Genomic DNA, 18,283 nt, shown 5'->3' with positions numbered 1-18,283 from the left:
GGCACCGTTGGCGCAAGGAATAACAAGCATTCGCGGACTTTCCCCTGTTTCTTGTGAGGTTGGGACGAAGGGCGTAGGGGTCCTCGGCGAGCTTCGCTAGCCTCTGACGAACTGGCCCGCATCTGCGGGATGGTCTCCCCAGAAAGAAGCCCATGATTCCTTCCCTCAGCCTGCGCTCGGCACACCGGGCAGCGGTGGGCGTCGTCGTCACCGCCATCGCCCTGTCCTGTCTGGCATCTCCTGCATCCGCCGCAGTCATCACCATCCTCGGGGACGGGAAGAACCTTGCCGACGCGGTGCAGCAGAACGGCAGTTTCACCGCATCCGTCCAGGCGCCGACGGGAACGACGGTGAAGTTCAAGCTGGACGGCACCTATCTGGGCCAGGACACCGAGGCTCCCTACACCTGGCCCGTGACGGCGGGCACCGGACTGCATAAGCTCAATGTCCGGTGGGAAACGTCTACCGGACGACAGGAGGCGACCGTGAACTTCTCCGTGGGAACCACGACGCCGGCACCGGTTCAACCGGCACCGCCGGCTCCCGCTCCCGCACCCACGCCACCTACGACGTCGCCCGCCCCCTCGCCCGCTGGTGTCGTCCAGGTGTCCACTGCGGCCGGACTGAAGTCCGCCCTTGCCTCCGCGCAGCCCGGACAGATCATCGAACTGCGGGACGGCCGTTACATCGGCGCATTCACGGCGTCGGCCTCCGGCACGGCATCCGCGCCGATCACCCTTCGCGGCTCCCGCAACGCCGTCCTCTCCACAGGATCCACGTCGTCGGGCTACGGCCTCCATGTCACCGGGTCGAACTGGCGCATCACCGGCATCTCCGTCGCCTCGTCGGCCAAGGGCATTGTGCTCGACGGCTCGAAGAACACGGTCATCAACGGCGTCGACGTCGGCACCATCGGCGCGGAAGCGGTGCATTTCCGCTCCGGCAGCTCCGACGGCGCGATCCTCGACTCCTTCATCCACGACACCGGACTGACCCAGCCCGAGTACGGCGAGGGCATCTATATCGGTAGCGCCAAGAGCAACTGGGTCAGCGGGACACCGGACCGGTCGGACCGGATCACGGTGCGTGGCAATCGGGTCACCAATACTTCCGCCGAGGGCATCGACATCAAGGAGGGGACCACGGGCGGCGTAATAGCGGGGAACGTGTTTACCAACTCGGGTTTCTCCGGCGCGAACTACGCGGACTCCTGGGTCGACGTGAAGGGCAACGGCTACCGCATCGAAGGCAATTCCGGCCTTGGGACGAAGCTCGACGCCTTCCAGGTCCACTCCGTCCTCGCAGGGTGGGGCATGGGCAACAGCTTCACGGGCAACACCGTGCAGGGCGGCGTACCGGGCTATGAGGTCTGGGTCCAGTCGGCATCGCTCGCGACCACCATCGCCTGCAAGGCGAGCGGGGCGGCCCGCGGGCTCAGCAACATCGCCTGCCGCTGATCCACCGTCGACGCCGATAGCGCCGGGTGGAGATTCCCACCCGGCGCTGTCGGCGATCAAGCTACAGCTACACCACGAGGCTGGGCGTCTCGTCGCGCACGTCGAACGCCAGTTCCACGGTGGCGGCCTGGGCCGGCCGGCCGAGGGCGCGGTACTGCCAGCCCTTCGACGTGTAGTCATTGGCGTTCAGCGCGTGGCGTCCGTCGAGGATCCGACGATGACGGACCAAGGCACCGAGCGCGTCCGGATCCGCGTTGCGGAACTCGGACCACTCCGTGAGCAGGGCGACGACGTCGGCCTTGTCCACCGCCTCGGCCATGGAATCCACGTAGTTGAGGTCCGGGTAGGCGCGGTGGGCGTTCTCGTTGGCCTGGGGGTCGTACACCGAGACGATGGCCCCCTCGAGGTACAGCAGGCGGGCGACGTCGAGCGCCGGCGCATCACGGACGTCATCGGAGTTCGGTTTGAACGCGGCACCCAGGGCCGCCACCCGTACCCCGGCGAGGCTGCCGCCCGCCAGTTCGCGGATGAGGTCGACGGTACGGACGCGGCGTCGGTTGTTGATGGAGTCCACCTCGCCGAGGAAACTGACGGCCTGTCCGACCCCGAGCTCCTCCGCGCGGTGCTTGAACGCCCTGATGTCCTTCGGGAGGCAGCCGCCGCCGAAACCGAGGCCGGGCTTCAGGAAGCGACCGCCGATGCGGTCGTCCAGGCTGAGCGCCTTGGCGAGCTGGTTGACGTCGGCGCCGGTCGCCTCGCAGATTTCCGCCATCGCGTTGATGAACGAGATCTTCGTGGCGAGGAAGGAGTTCGCTGCGACCTTCACCAGCTCGGACGTCGCAAGGTCAGCGACGATCACCGGTGTCTCGAGATCGAGGATGGGCTTGAAGACCCTCCGGAGTTGCTGCTCGGCCCAGCTGGAGCTCACGCCGAAGACGAGGCGATCGGGAAAGAGCGTGTCCTGGACGGCGAAACCCTCGCGGAGGAACTCGGGATTCCAGGCGAGTTCGAGTTCCGTGCCGAGCGGGGACAGCGACTGCACCATGGAGGTGATGCGGGCTGCTGTTCCGATCGGGACGGTCGATTTCCCGACGAGCAGGACCTTCCGGTCGATCCGCGTCGCCAGCGCCGTGAAGGCGGCGTCGACGTACTTCAGATCCGCCGCCGACGAATTCGGGGCCTGTGGCGTCCCGACACAGACGAAGTGCACGTCGCCGAAAGCTGCGGCCTCGTCGAAATCGGTGCTGAAGCGCAGGCGGCCTGTCGCGAGGGCCTCCTGGAGCTTCTCGGGGAGGCCTGGCTCGAAGAAGGGCACCTCACCGGCTGACAGCAGGTCGATCTTGCGCTGGTCCACGTCCACGCCGAGGACCTCGAAGCCCATGATCGCCATGCAGACGGCGTGGGTTGCTCCGAGATAACCCGTGCCGATCACCGTCACGCGGGGTGCGGGCTGGTCGTTGTGCTGGGAAGTGCTCATCGTTCATCCTCTTTTGGGTAGGGGGTATCGCGGATTGTTGAAGGGTGGTCTGGTGAGGGGTAGTGGAAAGAAGCGGTCAGCCGGAGGTGCAGGGTTCGTTCGACAGGCCTTCTCCGGCAGCGGAGGCCGTGTTGCTGCATTCGACGACGTTGTCGCGCACGGGCTTCAGTGAGTACCCGAGCCCCGGTCCGTTGACCTGGGCGACGTTGTCACGGAAGACGTTCTCGGTGCCCCAGCCGTCCACGATCTCGTGCGTCTGGAATCCGTCCTGCGGGGAATCGGCCCCGGCATTGTCTGCAATGACCCAGCCCCTGCCTTTCACATCGACCCAGGAGTCGGCCTCGACGATGCCCGACCCGTCGAAGCTGTTGTCGCGCAGGATTCCGTCCGAGGTGCCCTCCTTGATGTCGACATTCTCGGAGGTGGTTCCCGAGATGGTGTTGCCGGCAATCTCGTTACGGTCACTTCGGTCGGGCTCGCAGTTGCTGATGTCGCACCAGTTGCTCTCGGCCGTGCCGATGTAGATACCCTCGCCGAACTTGGGCTTCCGCAGGCCCGTGTTGCTGATCGTGTTGCCGATGACCCGGTTGTCGGTACTGAACTTCCGGAGGTGTATCGCCTCGTCGCCGGTGGTGGTGACCGTCAGCCCCTGGATCAGCAGGTTGGTGCCCTGGTCCACCATGACGCCCTTCTGGCCGTTGCGGACCGTGAAGCCCTGGAGTACCCAGTACGCGGAGTCCTCGAGGTGCAGCACATAGCCGTCGTCGGTCGTACCGCCGTCGAGGATGCTCTCCGCGCCGCCGCAGACCGTGATGGGTTGCTCCGCTGTTCCCGATGCGGACGCTGCGAAATTACCCGTATATACGCCCGGTCCGAGGCCGATGACGTCTCCCGGCCGGGCGGCGTCCAGGGCGTTCGACAGATCGGCCGAATTCCCCACCTGCACGGTCGACGCAGGGCATTCGACCGGAGATGCCACAGGTCCGGGCTCAGGGCTTGCGTCCTGCGTGGAAGATTGCCCGGGGTCCGGCTGGTCGCCGGCCGTGTCCTGGTTGTCGGCCCTGTTCAGGCCCACCACGACGACGACGGCTGCAACGACCAGGGCCAGCGCTGCCAGGAGCAGGGCCAGGATCCCTCCGCGGCGGGTCACTGGGCCCGCCGGATGTCATCGATGCGCACAATGCCGCGGCTGAGGGTCGTCAAGGGGACACGCTCCTTGTAGGGATCGCGGATGGTCCGCACGCGGAGGTGCCGCTTGCGGGTGAAAGCCGTCGCCACGAGTAGCGCCCCGAGCAACAGCCAGATGAAGGTCAGGGGCTGGAAGACGGAATTCATGACGCTATGGACGGTGGGAGCGGGATGCCAGCTCAGCAGGTCGTTCTCCTCCACCACGGCTCCGGTGGAGGTCTCGTCCCAGATCGCCACGGTTCCATAACCGCCCACGTCGTTGCCGGCGACCCTGGTATCGGGCACGTTGCCGAGGAGGGAGACGCCGTGCCCGGAGAGCGAGCTCATGGTGTTGCCGGTGATGGACGCAGTAGCGTCCCGGACGTACACGCCGGTGTCGCCGCCGGAGATCGTGTTCCTGCGGATATCGGCCTGCGCCCCGGCCTCCCGCACCGCGATGCCCTGCTTGTGCTGGTCCCGGATCTCGTTGTCGATGATGCTCACGCCCTCTGCACCGTAGTTGACGACGACTCCGACCTCGTTGCCCTGGATGGTGTTGCCCGTGAGGCGCAGCTTGTTGCCGCCGCTGAGCTCGACCCCGTACCGTCCGTTGTCGGCGACGGTGCTTCCCAGGATGCGGTTCCCGCCATAGGTGACGACCGCCGTGCCGACGGCGTTGGGGCCGTCCGCGAGGGGCTGGCCGTCGAGAGAGATCCCGTTCCTGCCGTTGCCGCTCGCCGTTACGTCCTGCAGCTCGACCCGCGTGCTGGACCGGCCGACGGTGATGCCGTCGACCGCATTGTCCGTCGACGTCGTCCCGGTGATGGTCGCGTCGGTCACGGAACGGTGCAGCACCAGTCCGTCGACCAGGCTCCCGCTGATGGCGGAGTCACGGATGGCGATGTCCCGGGCGTTGGTGATGAACAGTCCGAACGCGTTGTCCCTGACCGTGAGATTGTCGATGCCGGCGGTGACCACGCTGTAGTCGAGGTCCGTCTGGTCGGCCAGCGACTTGAGGTCCGCCTCCGGCAGCAGCCGCGCCCCCGCCGGAGCTGCTGGTTCGGCCGCCGTCGCGCCCGATTCCAGGAAGGTACCGGCGGTGTCGGTACCGGTCAGTGCGAGGCCACCGGTGTTGCCGCTCCAGAACCCGAGTGATGACACCGTGGCGTGGGAGAACGATGCGTGACCGCCGATCACCCGGACGTACGCTCGCCCGTCCGAGGTGTCGGTATCCGCACCGGAACCGTCCCAGCTGGTGATCTCGACGTCGGACTCCTCGGTGCCCGCAACCGTCAGCGAGCCGCCCAGGGCGACGATCGACACGAAGGCATCCTCGTTGCTCTGCAGGCGGACGGTGATGCCCTCTCCGCCGGTGAACGCGAGCGTTGCTCCGGGCAGCACCACGATGCTCTCGGTCAGCATGAACGTCGACGACGCGAGTTGCTTGAAGGTGTCCGGGGCGAGCAGGAGCAGGTCCGCGGCGGTGTACGGTTCCGTGCGGGCAGGCAGCACGAGGGTGTTCGTCACGCCGGTATGGAGGCGGTAGGGGCCCTCGAGTCCGTCGACGCGCCAGCGGGCCGCGGAGGCGATGGTGCGCACGTACACCAGCCGCTCCTCCTCGCTCTGGACGACCCGGGCTTCACTGCGGGGGTCCCCGGTATACAGCTCGCCCTGCACGTTGCCGTTCGCGGCGATCTCGTTGCGTCCGAGGGCGTCGACCTCGGACTTCTTCCAGAGGTTGCCGGCCGCGAGGAAGCCGGCTGCGACGAGCGCGATGAAGACGACCGCGAGCGCGCCCAGGAGGATGGGTTTCCGGCTGGTCATGCGACGGCCTCCCGGGTGTCCTGTGCGGCAGTGGCTGCCTCGGTCTTGGTCTCCAGGCTCACGGCATCCTGGCCGTCACCACCGATCTGGTCGGCGTGGCGGGTCAGCCAGCCCTGCTTGTTCATGGTGAAGAAGGCGTAGAGCTTGATCGGCAGTGCCACGAGGATCACGGCGAAGGCGAGGACGGGCAGGATCAGGATGTCCTGCGGGTGGCGGCGGAGGTGGGAGATACCGCGGATGCCGCGGCCGAGCAGCAGCCAGCAGAGCGCGGCGCTGACACCGAGCACCGTGAGGTCGAGGCGGTTGAAGATGAGGTAGAACATGGTCAGCCCCATGGTCAGCGGCGTCAGCAGGATCTGCAGGACGGTGACCTTGGTGATGAACGGGGTCCGCCACAGCCACCCGGTGCCGATGGCGGTGAGGTAGCAGCGGTAGGAGTTGCGGCTCCAGCGGATGCGCTGCTTGACGAAGGCCCGGAAGCTCGCGGGGAACATCGAGAGGGCACGGGCCGTCGACTGGTGGACGGTCTTGTACCCGGAAGCCAGGACGAGCCAGGTGAGGCGCCCGTCGTCGCCCGAGATGCACCGCTTGCCCAGGAAGTACTCGTTCTCCAGGTGCTCGAGGACGGGCAGGACGGCGGATCGACGGTAGACGGCCGTCCGGCCCGAGATGCACGGGACGGCCCCCGCGGCACCCATGGCCGGGACGTAGTCGAGGTACCTGAGGTTCACGAGCCAGTCGGCAACCCGACGCCAGACGCTGGTTTCCCGCTTGTAGACGGTCTGATGGGTTCCCACGGCCCCCACGAGCGGGTCGATGAACGGCATCTGCACGTTCTGCAGGAGATCGGGCTGCCACCAGGTATCCGAGTCCGTGAGCACCAGGATCTCGTGCTGCGCAAGGCGGATGCCGGCACCGAGGGCGGATCGCTTGCCCACATGGTGGAACAGGATCGGCTTGATCACGGGATCCTGGAGTGCCTCGATCCGTGCGTAGGCGTCGAGGTCCTCGACGTCGAGGACGATGATGATCTCGTCCGGGTGCTGGGCGCGCCACGACTCGAGGGCGCTCATCAGGATGTCCGGATCCTCGTGGAAGGACGGCACCACCACGGAGGTCGTCGTCCGATAGTTGGTCACGATCGGTTGCGCCCGGTGGGACAGGATGAAGCGGTAGAGCCACAGTCCCCAGACGATCGCGCCGGCAACGGCGATCGGGAAGTAGGGCGAGACCTCGACCCAGAAGGCGCTGACGTCCGTCCAGTCGAAACCGGAGGTCCAGGCGGACCACCGGTCGCCCAGTGCCGCGACGACGAAGTCGACGGCGGGGGTCGGTGTGGATGGTGCTGCAGGCGCAAAGGGGTGCATCGGATTCCTCGGGCAGGACGGAATGGCGGGAGGTGCACGACGGTGGGCGTCAGACCGGTCCCCTGCCTGCAGCAGCTCAGCTGCTTCCAGGCGGGGCGCATGGTCCGGAAAGATCATCAGGGACCTTATGGCCTGAGGCTATGGGAAGGATCCGATGCCGAGCACTACCTGAAAAACCGGCGCTCCTACGTGGTTCCATCCGCGTACCTACACGTGCTCCGGCTCTCCCCCATGCCCCGACCGCATCTCCATCCGCGAGGTCCCGGAAGGCCTGGTCGGAAGGCTGCTCCAGGCCCGTCCTACCCCTCTGACCTGCGCATTCATCGTCCGCGCGGAAAGGCAGGACCACCCGGTGCCCGCCCATCGCAGCCGTCGCCACATACTGGTTCCGGGGTCCTGCCGCGTGCCGCGATAGCCACCTGCCCGGTCGAATCCCCCGACTCGGGTGCACCAAGTGTTAACACAACGCCTACTCGCAGGAAACCTTGCGGACAGGCGGACGAAACCGCCCGGTTCCCGGGCCTACTCCCCCAGGACCTCCGCGGCCTCCATCCACTGCACCTCGAGGTCCTCGATCTCCGCCTGCAGCTCCTGCAGGCGGGTGTTCAGTCCTGCGATCTGCTCGAAATCGGCGTCGGACCTGGCGCCGGCGTCGTTCATCTGCTGCTGGAGCTTGCCCTTCTGGGCATCGACCTTCGTGATCTGGCGCTCGATCCGCGCAAGGTCCTTGCGAGCCTGTCGCAGCTCCGCCTCGGAGGAGCTACCCGCGGAACCTCCGCTGATCGCGGGAGAAGCGGCGCTTCCGGTCGCCGTCATGGGGCCGGCGGCCTTGCGGAGCTCGAGGTACTGGTCGACGCCGCCCGGCAGGTCGCGCAGGCGTCCGTCCCCGAGCAGGGCCATCTGTGAGTCGGTGACGCGCTCGAGCAGGTAGCGGTCGTGGGAGACCACCACGAGGGTTCCGGGCCAGCCGTCGAGGACGTCCTCGATGGCCGAGAGCGTGTCGGTGTCGAGATCGTTCGTCGGCTCATCGAGCATCAGGACGTTCGGTTCCCCGACGAGGAGCCGCAGCAGCTGCAGCCGGCGCCGCTCACCACCGGAGAGTTCACTGACCCTGGTCCACTGCTTCTCGTTCGTGAAGCCGAGCTGCTCCACGAGCTGGCTGGCCGAGACCTCCTTGCCGCCGACGGCGAAGACACGCTTCTCCGACTCGATGACCTCGATGACCCTGCTGTTGCTGACGTCGTCGAGTTCGCGTACCTCCTGCGACAGGACCGCCGTCTGCACCGTCTTGCCCTTCTTGACCTTGCCCGTCGTCGGCTGGAGTTCGCCGTTGAGCAGCCGCAGCAGGGTGGTCTTCCCCGAGCCGTTGACCCCGACGAGCCCGAGCCGCTGGCCCGGCGCGAGCCGAAGGGTGATCTTGTCGAACAGCTGGCGGTCCTGGCCCTCGCCGTCGGTGATGGCCAGGCTGATGTCCTCGAGGTCGAGCACATCCTTGCCGAGCCGGGACATCGCCATCTTGCTCAGGGCCAGCGAGTCACGCGGCTCGGGGACGTCGGCGATCAGCTCGTTCGCGGCCTCGATGCGGAACTTGGGCTTGGCGGTCCGCGCCGGCGCCCCACGACGCAGCCAGGCCAGTTCCTTCTTCACCAGCTGCACGCGCTTGGACTCGATCACGGAGTTCATGCGGTCACGCTCGGCCCGCGCGAGGACGTAGGCCGCGTACCCGCCGTCGAAGTCGTCGACGACGGCGTCGTGCACCTCCCACGTGTGGTTGCAGATCTCGTCGAGGAACCACCGATCGTGCGTCACGACGAGCAGGCCACCCTCGGTGGGACGCCAGCGCTGCTGCAGGTGCCGCGCCAGCCAGGCGACGCCCTCGACGTCGAGGTGGTTGGTGGGCTCGTCGAGCATGATGACGTCGTCGTCGCCGATGAGGAGCTTGGCGAGGGCCACGCGGCGTTTCTGGCCGCCCGAGAGCGACGACACCCTGGCGTGCCAGTCGACCTCGGACACGAGTCCGCCCATGACATCGCGGATCTTCGGGTTGGACGCCCACTCGTGGTCCGCCTGGTCCCCGACGATCGCGGTCCCGACCTCGAGGTCGCCGTCGAGCACGTCCGACTGGTCGAGGTAGCCGACCGAGACATCGCGCCGCTTCGTGACGCGGCCGGAATCGGGTGTGCTGCGCTGGGCGAGGAGGCGCATGAGGGTGGATTTACCGTCACCGTTGCGCCCCACCATGCCGATACGGTCGCCGTCCTCGAGTCCCAGGGACACGTTGTCGAGGATGGAGCGGGTGACATAGGCGACGCTGACGCTTTCCGCGCCGAGGAGGTGGGCCAAGGAAATACTGCTTTCGGTTGAAACGGTGGTGCGCGGTCAGCCCGCGAAGTCTGTGGCGATGCGTGCCCCGTGCGCCGGACCATGGACGGACGCTGCCTGGAGCCCCTCGGTGTCGAGGAGCGCCTCCAGTTCGGCCGCGTGGCCGGAGCTTCGGGCGAGGAAGGCGATGGTGGGCCCCGAACCGGACACGATGCCGGCCAGTGCCCCGAAGGCCTTCCCGGTATCAAGGATATCGCCCAGCGCGGGTGCGAGTTCGAGCGAGGCCTGCTGGAGGTCGTTGTGCAGCAGCGGCGCCAGCCCCAGCGCATCCCCCGCGCGCATCGCCCCGAGGATCGCCGGGTCGATCTGCGGCTGGGGGTCCGGCTCCACGCCGTCCCGCAACCGGATGGCGTCGAGCGTCCGGTAGACCTCCGGGGTGGACAAGCCGTAGGCGGAGGTCACGAGCACCCAGTGCAGGGGTGTCTTGGAGATGGCCGGGGTGAGCTGGTCCCCCACCCCGAGCCCGACGGCGGTCCCGCCGACGAGCGCGAACGGGACGTCCGCGCCGAGGTCGATGGCGATCTTCGCCAGCTCGTCCCGCGAGAAACCGCTGCCCCACAGGGCATCGCACGCGAGCAGGGCTGCGGCCGCGTCGGCCGAGCCACCGCCCATCCCACCGGAGATCGGCACGCGCTTGGTGATGTCGAGGTGCACGCCGGTGCGGCCCGGGCTGACCTCGGCGAGGAGCTCCGCGGCGCGCACGGCGAGATTGGTCCGGTCAAGCGGGATGGTGTCGGCGGGAAGGTTGAGCATGCCCTTGCCGTTGACCGTCACGCTGATCCCGTCACCCGGGGTCTCCGTGGCCGTGACCTCCTCATAGAGGGACACGGCAAGGAAGACGCTGGCGATCCCGTGATAGCCGTCCTCGCGGGGCGGGCCCACCTGCAGCGAGACGTTGATCTTGCCGGGGGCCCTGACGCGCACGGACCGTGCTCCGGAGCGCATGACGACCGTTCTGCCCGAGACCATACCCACCAACCTAGCCCACCGTGTCAGGCCGCACCGGGCGCGTCCGGTGCCGTGGGGGACGCAGGTGCGGACGCGCTGGAGGGCGTCTCCACGCGCGCTTCGGCGATACGCGCGAATGCAGTGATGTCGAGCACCTCACCGCGCGCGGTCGGGTCCACCCCGGCGGCGCGCAGGGCCTGCTCCGCGAGGACGGGCGAACCCGCCCAGCCCGCCAGCGCGGCACGGAGCGTCTTCCTGCGCTGCGCGAACGCGGCGTCGATGACGGCGAAGACCTGCTCGCGCGTGGCCGTGGTGACGGGGGGATCCCGGCGCGTGAACCGGACCAGTCCCGAGGCGATCTTCGGTGCCGGCCAGAAGACGTTCATCCCGATCACACCGGCCTTGGCCATGCTCGAGTACCAGGCGGCCTTGACCGACGGCACGCCGTACACCTTGGAACCGGGAGGAGCCGCAAGGCGGTCCGCCACCTCGTCCTGCACCATCACCAGGCCGTGGCGGAGCGACGGGAAGCGTGCAAGGAGGTTGAGCACCACGGGCACGGCGACGTTGTACGGGAGGTTGGCCACGAGCGCCGTCGGCTCGTGGGGCAGCGAGGTGACGCGCAGCGCGTCCTCGAGGACGACGTCGAGCGCCCCTGCGCGCTCCGGCCGCCACTGGGCGATGGTGCCGGGCAGCTTGCCGGCCAGGACCGGATCGATCTCGACGGCGATGACGCGCTCGGCAGCGTCGAGCAGTCCGAGGGTCAGGGAACCGAGCCCCGGCCCTACTTCGAGGACCGTCTCGCCGGGAGCCAGGTTTGCCGACGCGACGATCCGGCGGATGGTGTTGCCGTCGATCACGAAGTTCTGCCCGAGCGACTTGGTCGGCCGGATATCCACCTCCGCCGCCAGGCGTCGTACGTCTGCGGCACCGAAAAGGGGTGCGGGCTGGCCGGCGGCCTGGTGCGTGGTCACCGTGTCATCGTATCGGCACCATCGAGCGGTTTCCGGCGCGAGGGGCAGCATCTCGTGGTCTTGCCACATACAGGGAGCCGGCAGCGCCGCTGGGGGGGCGCCCTGGTCTTGAGAGGGCGCTCGACGCTGCCGACCCCTGATATGCCTTCTGGGAAGGCAGACAGCCCACTCCCCGCCTCCGGTCTCAGAGAAGCGGATGGGCCGTCCCGGAAGTGAACCACCTACGCGAACCTCGAGCCGAGGCAACGAGCGGACCTTCCTCGAAAGACATTACAGATCCGGCACCTGGCCTACCCGAGTGGATCGCACCCGATCCCTGAGGCGAGGTACGTGAACCGGCACGGGGCACTACTTGCTCCATACGGTGCCGGCACGCCTCACCGCCCAGAAGGCTGCAGCCGGCGCACGCTGCAGCCGCCTCAGGCGTTGTTCCAGCTGCCGTAGACGGCCTCGGTATTGCTCGTCAGTCGGGCGCACAGGGTGTCGACGTCCATTCCCAGGATGCCGGCCATGGCCCGCACCGTGTTCGGCAGGACGTAGCTGGCGTTGGGCCGGCCGCGGTGGGGGTGCGGGGTGAGGAACGGTGCATCGGTCTCGGTCAGGACGAGCCCGGGATCGGCGGCAAGCAGCGCCTCACGGAGGTTCGTGGCGTTCTTGAAGGTGACCGTCCCGGCGAAGGACATGAACCAGCCGTGCTCGTTGCAGATGCGGGCGAGGGCTGCGTCACCCGAGAAGCAGTGCAGCACCACGCGCTCGGGAGGTCCGTCGGCGAGCAGGGTGTCCACGACGTCGTCGTGCGCCTCGCGGTCGTGGATCTGCAGCGCCTTCCCCAGTCGCTTGGCGATGTCGATGTGGCTGCGGAAGGACGCCAACTGGCCTCCCCGTCCGGCCTCGCCGGTCCGGAAGTAGTCCAGGCCGGTCTCTCCGAGGGCGCGGATGCGCGGCCCGGCGGCGAGCTGCTCGATCTCCGACAGGGCGTCGTCGAGTGTGCCGGCGTCGGCGAGCAGGGGTGCATCGTTCGGGTGCAGGGCGACCGCGCCGAGGAGGCGGGCATCCTGCTCGACGACGGCGGCCGTGAAGCGTGAGGATGCCAGGTCGGTGCCGACCTGCACCGCTCCCCTGACGCCGGCCGCCTCCGCCGCGTCGAGGGCCTCGTGGATCGAGACCTCGACCGGACCGTCCCGGAAGTCGAAGTGGGTGTGGTTGTCGATCACGGGCACCGCGAGCGGTTCCGGCAACGGCGGATACCCGCCCTTCCTGCGGCGTCGTGCCACCGTCGCGTCGTCATCCCCTGCCGTCGTCGGCGGCTGTTCTCCCGTCTCCGTGTCCTCCGGCTCCCGATAGCCGGGCGGGGTCTCGCCCGGCGTATAGGGGTGGCGGGGGGCGGCAGCGCTGGTACACATGCCGCAAGCCTAGCCAGCGCGCGGAACTTATCTCCCGGAGAGCAAGTTGACCTAGTAACCTGTTGAATCATTCAGCCCGGTCTTTCCTGCCCAGCGCCGGACCGGTCGCGGCCGTTCACTGTGTCGATGATCCCGGCCGCCCGGCCGATGCTCGCCGCCCCAGCCGCTTGCATGGAAGGTGCCCATGAACGTCCAGCACAACATCGCCGAGATCGCAGCCGATCCGCGCTTGGTGGCACCGGCGGACCCGGATCTTCCCGGAGCGCCGTTCCACGACATCAGCACCCGAATCCTCGATTCGATCGAGACGGTCATCGACGGCAAGCCCGAGGCCGCACGCCTCGCACTCACCGTCCTGCTGGCGCAGGGACACCTGCTGCTGGAGGACGTGCCCGGTGTCGGCAAGACCATGCTCGCGAAGACCCTCGCCCGGACGATCGACTGCACCGTCAACCGCATCCAGTTCACCCCCGATCTGCTGCCGTCCGACGTCACGGGCGTCTCGATCTTCAACCAGGACTCCCGGCGCTTCGAGTTCAGGCGGGGCCCGGTGTTCGCGAACATCGTCATCGGCGACGAGATCAACCGCGCCTCCGCCAAGACGCAATCCTCCCTGCTCGAGTGCATGGAGGAACACCAGGTGACGGTGGACGGGCACACCCACGTGCTCGGTCAGCCGTTCATGGTGGTCGCCACACAGAACCCGATCGAGATGGAGGGCACCTATCCCCTTCCCGAGGCCCAGCGGGACCGCTTCATGGCCCGCATCTCCATGGGCTACCCGGACGCGCGTGCCGAGGCGGACATGCTCGAGACCCACCAGTCCGTGTCACCGCTCGAGGCGATCCGTCCTGTGGCGAGCGTCGCCGACATCGCCGGCATGATGCGGCAGGTGCGCAGCGTGTACGTCTCGCCCGCCGTCAAGGACTACACCGTTGCGATCGGCCGGGCCACGCGTGAGCACCCGCGGCTGAGGCTCGGCGCGAGCCCACGCTCGCTGCTGCAGCTCCTCCGGGCCGCGAAGGCCGGGGCCGCGCTCGAGGGCCGTGACTTCGTGTTGCCCGACGACATCGCGGCCATCGCGGACGCCGTCCTCGCCCATCGCCTCCTGCTGGACCGCAAGGCGACCAGCGCCGGGGATACGGCGTCGACGATCGTCGCGGACGTCCTCGCCCGCGTGCCGGTCGCCCGCGATTCGCAGCGTCGCTGACCTGCCCCCGGCATGTTCCCCTCCTAGCTCCGGCGGATACCTGATGGCCCTTCTCGACAGACTCCCCTCGCGGATCCTGACCGTGCGCGGCTGGGCCTTCGTCCTCACCGCCGTCGTCGCCCTGCTGGCTGCCCAGGTCCTCGGGCGGCGCGACCTCCTCTACGTGGGCGTGCTGCTGCTCGCCCTGCCGTTGGCCTCGATCATCGTCCTTCGGATCGTCAAGCCCCGCTTCACGGTGAGCCGCCGTTTCCAGCCGCAGTCCATGGAGATCGGCTCGACGACGACGGTCACCCTCTCGCTCACGGCCGCCGTGGCGGGAGGGGCGACCATCTCCATGGAGGAGCAGCTCCCGGCCCGGTTCGGCCAGGCACCGCAGTTCACCTACCCGTCACGCAACCCGACCCGCGAAGGCATCTCCGTCTATGAGTACCGGCTCCGCTCGGTCTCGCGGGGGGTCTACGAAATCGGTCCCGTGACGGCCGAGTTCACCGACCCCTTCGGCCTGGGGAAGTCGCGGCACGTCCTCGGCGCGACCGACGCCCTCGTCGTCACGCCCGCTCCCGTCGAGCTGCTGGCGTCGGGTTTGTCCGGCTCGCGCGGTAATGACGGTCTCGCGGCCACACGTCGCCAGGCCAACCCCAGCGACGACGACGTCATGACGCGCGAGTACCGGCACGGCGACTCGATGCGGCGGGTCCACTGGGCCGCGACTGCCCGTCACAGTGAACTCATGGTGCGGCAGGAGGAGTCGGTGACGACTCCCCAGGCGACGCTGCTCATGGACCAGCGCCACCACAGCTTCAGCACGGGTTTCAGCGCGGCCTTCGGCGTCGACGGCACGGGAGGGAATGGCCTGTCCACGTCGCCGACCTTCGAATGGGCGGTCACCGCCGTGATGTCGATCAGCGCGCACCTCCTCGAGCGCAACTACGCCCTGCGATTGCTCGACCACGTGGGCTCGCCGGCGCTGCTGCGCTCCCCCTCAGCCCCCTTCCCCGAGGACGAGGAGCACCAGGGCTCGGGTGCGATCGGAGGTATCGCGGAGGGGCTCGCGGCCCTCGAGCTCGCACCCGAGACCGGGAGGCGCACCCAGGGGGAGGACCACACGGGCAGCACGGTGGTGCGGGCGGGAGAGGCCGCGCGCACCGCGGCCCGGCGCATCCGACGCTCGACGGCGGACGCGGCCCTGCACGCACCGCACGCCGCCTTCGGTGACGACCTGCTGGACAAGCTTGCCGCGACACGGCACAGGGGTTCGCTGATCGCCGTGCTCGGCGTGATCACCATCGAAGAGGCCAGGGCCCTCGCCTCGGCCTCTGACTACGGCTCGGCGTCCTACGCCATCCTCACGTCCGAACGGCCCGCCGACTCCCAGCGACAGCTCGATATCCTCCGTGATGCCGGCTGGCACGCCACGGCGGCCTCCCCCTCGGCCTCCTTGCCCATCGTCTGGGCAGGACTCGAACACGCGGTCGGCCGGGCTTCCGCCCCGAACGCCGCCCCCGCGGCGGCCGTCCGCCCGTCGGACCAGAACCGCGCATCCCGCGCCACCACCTACAGGGGACCAGCATGACCTCGACTCTCTCCCGACCGGCGCCGGCCCCCGCGTCCGCCCCCCAGGCCCCACGGCGAGTGCCCTCCGCCGATCCCTGGCACTGGGCCGTCACGGGCGCGTCCCTCCTCGCGGTCCTCGCTGCTGCCTCGAGCCTGAACGGGGTCGTGGAACCCTGGACGTGGCTGATGCCGGTCCTCCGCACCCTCGTTCCCGTTCTCCTGGCGGCGGCGCTCACGCGGGCCCTCGGCCTGGGCAGCATGATCACGGCACTGGCCGGCGTCCTGGCCCTCGTCGGGGCGCTGACGGCGCAGTTCTTCCCGCGGCAGGCCCTCATCGGCGTCATCCCGGGGCCTGGGACCTCCCTCGAACTCCAGCACCTCCTGGCACAGGCCGAGGAGACCGTCGTCTCGCAGGTGGCACCTGTCCTGCCGGGCGCCGGAATCTTCCTACTCGTCTGCGCCGCGCTGGGACTCATCGCGATCGTCGTCGACCTCCTCGCCACGACCATGCGCATGCCCGCGCCCTGCGGACTGGCGCTCATCCTCGTGATGGTCTCTCCCGCCATCGTCAAGCCCACCGGTGTCGGCATGTTCGCCTTCATCGTCACGGTCCTGGCATTCCTGTTCCTGCTCGCCACCGCCCAGTGGCGTGAGAACCGGCTCGCTTCGGGAGGCGCGCGTGCGTCGTCGGGCTTCGCGGGCCGCAGCGCGATCATCGGCGCGGCGGCACTCGCCGTGACCGTGATCCTGCCGATGTTCGTCCCCGGCTTCAATTCGGGCGCCTTCCCGCAGGGCGCCCGGCTCAACGTGTGGGGCAACGCCACCGGACTGAACCCGGCCGTGACGCTCGGGAACGACCTCCGGAACCCGACCGGCTTCGGGCGCATCCTCTACTCCACCAACTCGGACAACCCGGTGTACCTTCGCGCCGTCACCCTCGAGGACTTCAGCGGCCGGCGCTGGGAGCCGGATGAGAGGAACGGCGACCGCGAGTCCGACGTCGCCGAGATCGGCGCGGAGGACGGCGTGCCGGGCGCCCCCGCCGACAGCAGCCCCGTCTTCACGCGCGTCTCCACGCAGAGCTACGCGAGCCCCTGGCTCCTCACCCCCTACGCGCCCGTGGGCATCAGCAACCTGACCGGCAACTGGGCCTGGGATCCGGCGAACCTGTCCATCCTCGCCACCGACGGAGGGTCGACGGCGAGGCAGCAATACCTCGTGCAGAGCCGTTCGTCGGCACTCACCAGGGAGGGGCTCGGCAACATCGGGCCATCTGATACCGAAGCCGTCCCGGACGTCTTCGCCGCGCTGCCGGATGACACCCCGGAGATCGTGCGCACCCGGACCGAGGAGATCACCGGCGAGTTCGTGAACCCCTATGACAAGGCCATGGCGATCCAGAGCTACCTTCGCGGGCCCGAGTTCGAGTACTCGGTGGAAGCCCCGGTGGAAGGTGGCTACGACGGCAGCGGGATGGACGTCATGGCGCGTTTCCTCGAGTCGAAGTCCGGCTACTGCGTCCACTACGCCGGCACCATGGCCGTCATGGCCCGTGCCGCCGGCATCCCCAGTAGGGTGGCCATCGGCTACACACCCGGCAGTCCCACGGGGGACACCGAGGAGGGTCCGGACGGTGTCGAGCTGAGCGAATTCGTCGTCGACTCCCGCAACGCGCACGCCTGGCCCGAGCTCTATTTCGAGGGCGTCGGCTGGGTCCAGTTCGAACCGACTCCGTCACGCGGCGTCGTTCCCACATACGCCCAGCAGGCCTTCTCGCCGGTGGGTCCCCGAGCGGACGACGGCAACGCGCTGAACCCCAGCGGACTCCCCGGCGCAACGGGTCGAACGGATCCCGCGACGGACCCGACGAACGCCGCCACCGGGTCCCAGGGCGCCGGCTCCGAGGGCGAGGCGACCCCCGCAACGGGTCTGCTCGCCATCGGGAGCGCTGCACTCCTGGCCCTCCTGCCGCTCCTGCTGCGGACGGTGCGGACGCGGTCCCGCCGCAGGTCGGTGGCCATCACGGATGTCTCGGCGGGTTCCGCCGGAGCGGCGACCGCCGCCTGGGCGGAGACGACGGAGATCGCCGGAGATCACGGCTACCCCCTCGAGCCGACCGACACTCCCCGCACCTTCGCCGGCCGGCTCGCCCAAGAGGCCGACCTGGCGGGCGAACCCGCCTCGTCGCTGGCGAGGCTCAGGAACGCCTACGAGCGCGAGGAATACGCCGAGCGCGGAGCGGTCGTCGCGTCCCCAGGAGCGGTGACTCCCCGGGTTCCGTTCCACGGGTCCGGCCGTCCGGACCCATCGGGCACCCCCGCTGTCGGGACCCTGGCACGGGCCGTCTCCCCGCCGCGGTGGGACGACGTCGACACCGTCACGCGCGCGCTGCGGCGCGGCAGCTCCTGGTCCACGAGGATCAGGGCCCGCCTGTTCCCGCAGTCGCTCCTCAACCGTTTCAGGAGCGACCCGCGCGACTGACCCTCGTAGGGACGGCGCCTCGTAGGGACGGCGCCTCGT

The 18,283-nt window shown here is 68.8% G+C and carries 12 protein-coding genes; 4 read left to right on the top strand and 8 right to left on the bottom strand.

Annotated elements, in window-relative coordinates; genetic code table 11:
* Window positions 1-152: 152 nt before the first annotated feature.
* Window positions 153-1,457 carry a right-handed parallel beta-helix repeat-containing protein gene (locus RCH21_RS11835; protein ID WP_326964522.1) on the top strand — a complete coding sequence of 435 codons (1,305 nt, stop codon included), beginning with the start codon at window positions 153-155 and terminating at the stop codon, window positions 1,455-1,457.
* Between the two features lie 67 nt (window positions 1,458-1,524).
* Here the strand turns inward: RCH21_RS11835 and RCH21_RS11830 are convergent, their stop codons facing one another.
* The 8 genes from RCH21_RS11830 to RCH21_RS11795 all read right to left on the bottom strand — a co-directional run bounded on the left by RCH21_RS11830 (window position 1,525) and on the right by RCH21_RS11795 (window position 12,999).
* Window positions 1,525-2,934 (bottom strand): UDP-glucose dehydrogenase family protein, encoded by a 1,410-nt coding sequence (locus RCH21_RS11830; protein WP_326964521.1) that lies wholly within the window; start codon window positions 2,932-2,934, stop codon window positions 1,525-1,527.
* A gap of 76 nt (window positions 2,935-3,010) precedes the next feature.
* On the bottom strand, window positions 3,011-4,084 hold the full coding sequence (locus RCH21_RS11825) for a right-handed parallel beta-helix repeat-containing protein (RefSeq protein WP_326964520.1): 1,074 nt from the start codon (window positions 4,082-4,084) through the stop codon (window positions 3,011-3,013).
* Window positions 4,081-5,925 carry a right-handed parallel beta-helix repeat-containing protein gene (locus tag RCH21_RS11820; RefSeq protein WP_326964519.1) on the bottom strand — a complete coding sequence of 615 codons (1,845 nt, stop codon included), beginning with the start codon at window positions 5,923-5,925 and terminating at the stop codon, window positions 4,081-4,083. The genes RCH21_RS11825 and RCH21_RS11820 overlap by 4 nt, the downstream gene beginning before the upstream one ends.
* Window positions 5,922-7,292, bottom strand: a complete 1,371-nt coding sequence (locus RCH21_RS11815) for a glycosyltransferase (protein ID WP_326964518.1) — start codon at window positions 7,290-7,292, stop codon at window positions 5,922-5,924. Before RCH21_RS11815 ends, RCH21_RS11820 begins: the two co-directional genes overlap by 4 nt.
* Window positions 7,293-7,814: 522 nt before the next feature.
* Complete coding sequence (locus RCH21_RS11810; protein WP_326964517.1) at window positions 7,815-9,635, bottom strand: ABC-F family ATP-binding cassette domain-containing protein; 1,821 nt, start codon at window positions 9,633-9,635, stop codon at window positions 7,815-7,817.
* A gap of 36 nt (window positions 9,636-9,671) precedes the next feature.
* On the bottom strand, window positions 9,672-10,643 hold the full coding sequence (locus RCH21_RS11805; protein ID WP_326964516.1) for a 4-(cytidine 5'-diphospho)-2-C-methyl-D-erythritol kinase: 972 nt from the start codon (window positions 10,641-10,643) through the stop codon (window positions 9,672-9,674).
* Between the two features lie 23 nt (window positions 10,644-10,666).
* Window positions 10,667-11,596, bottom strand: a complete 930-nt coding sequence (rsmA, locus tag RCH21_RS11800; protein WP_326964515.1) for a 16S rRNA (adenine(1518)-N(6)/adenine(1519)-N(6))-dimethyltransferase RsmA — start codon at window positions 11,594-11,596, stop codon at window positions 10,667-10,669.
* 419 nt (window positions 11,597-12,015) lie between these two features.
* Window positions 12,016-12,999 carry a TatD family hydrolase gene (locus RCH21_RS11795; protein WP_326964514.1) on the bottom strand — a complete coding sequence of 328 codons (984 nt, stop codon included), beginning with the start codon at window positions 12,997-12,999 and terminating at the stop codon, window positions 12,016-12,018.
* 184 nt (window positions 13,000-13,183) lie between these two features.
* Here RCH21_RS11795 and RCH21_RS11790 point away from each other — a divergent pair, with 184 nt between their 5' ends.
* Genes RCH21_RS11790 through RCH21_RS11780 form a run of 3 tightly spaced genes read left to right on the top strand, consistent with a single transcriptional unit; the run spans window position 13,184 to window position 18,244 of the window.
* Entirely contained in the window at window positions 13,184-14,209 is a 1,026-nt protein-coding gene (locus RCH21_RS11790) for an AAA family ATPase (protein WP_120148281.1), read from the top strand.
* A gap of 43 nt (window positions 14,210-14,252) precedes the next feature.
* Window positions 14,253-15,782 carry a DUF58 domain-containing protein gene (locus RCH21_RS11785; protein WP_326964513.1) on the top strand — a complete coding sequence of 510 codons (1,530 nt, stop codon included), beginning with the start codon at window positions 14,253-14,255 and terminating at the stop codon, window positions 15,780-15,782.
* Complete coding sequence (locus tag RCH21_RS11780; RefSeq protein ID WP_326964512.1) at window positions 15,779-18,244, top strand: transglutaminase TgpA family protein; 2,466 nt, start codon at window positions 15,779-15,781, stop codon at window positions 18,242-18,244. The genes RCH21_RS11785 and RCH21_RS11780 overlap by 4 nt, the downstream gene beginning before the upstream one ends.
* The last annotated feature ends 39 nt before the right edge of the window (window positions 18,245-18,283 follow it).

The organism is Arthrobacter sp. PL16, from assembly GCF_035985055.1.
Lineage (GTDB): Bacteria > Actinomycetota > Actinomycetes > Actinomycetales > Micrococcaceae > Arthrobacter_D > Arthrobacter_D cheniae.
Note: the sequence above shows the minus strand (reverse complement) of the source record. Positions and strands in the feature narration are given on the sequence as shown.

Coding starts and splice junctions, on each gene's coding strand:
- RCH21_RS11835 (WP_326964522.1), top strand. CDS start 153: ATGATTCCTTCCCTCAGCCTGCGCTCGGCACACCGGGCAGCGGTGGGC.
- RCH21_RS11830 (WP_326964521.1), bottom strand. CDS start 2,934: ATGAGCACTTCCCAGCACAACGACCAGCCCGCACCCCGCGTGACGGTG.
- RCH21_RS11820 (WP_326964519.1), bottom strand. CDS start 5,925: ATGACCAGCCGGAAACCCATCCTCCTGGGCGCGCTCGCGGTCGTCTTC.
- RCH21_RS11815 (WP_326964518.1), bottom strand. CDS start 7,292: ATGCACCCCTTTGCGCCTGCAGCACCATCCACACCGACCCCCGCCGTC.
- RCH21_RS11805 (WP_326964516.1), bottom strand. CDS start 10,643: ATGGTCTCGGGCAGAACGGTCGTCATGCGCTCCGGAGCACGGTCCGTG.
- RCH21_RS11795 (WP_326964514.1), bottom strand. CDS start 12,999: ATGTGTACCAGCGCTGCCGCCCCCCGCCACCCCTATACGCCGGGCGAG.
- RCH21_RS11790 (WP_120148281.1), top strand. CDS start 13,184: ATGAACGTCCAGCACAACATCGCCGAGATCGCAGCCGATCCGCGCTTG.
- RCH21_RS11785 (WP_326964513.1), top strand. CDS start 14,253: ATGGCCCTTCTCGACAGACTCCCCTCGCGGATCCTGACCGTGCGCGGC.
- RCH21_RS11780 (WP_326964512.1), top strand. CDS start 15,779: ATGACCTCGACTCTCTCCCGACCGGCGCCGGCCCCCGCGTCCGCCCCC.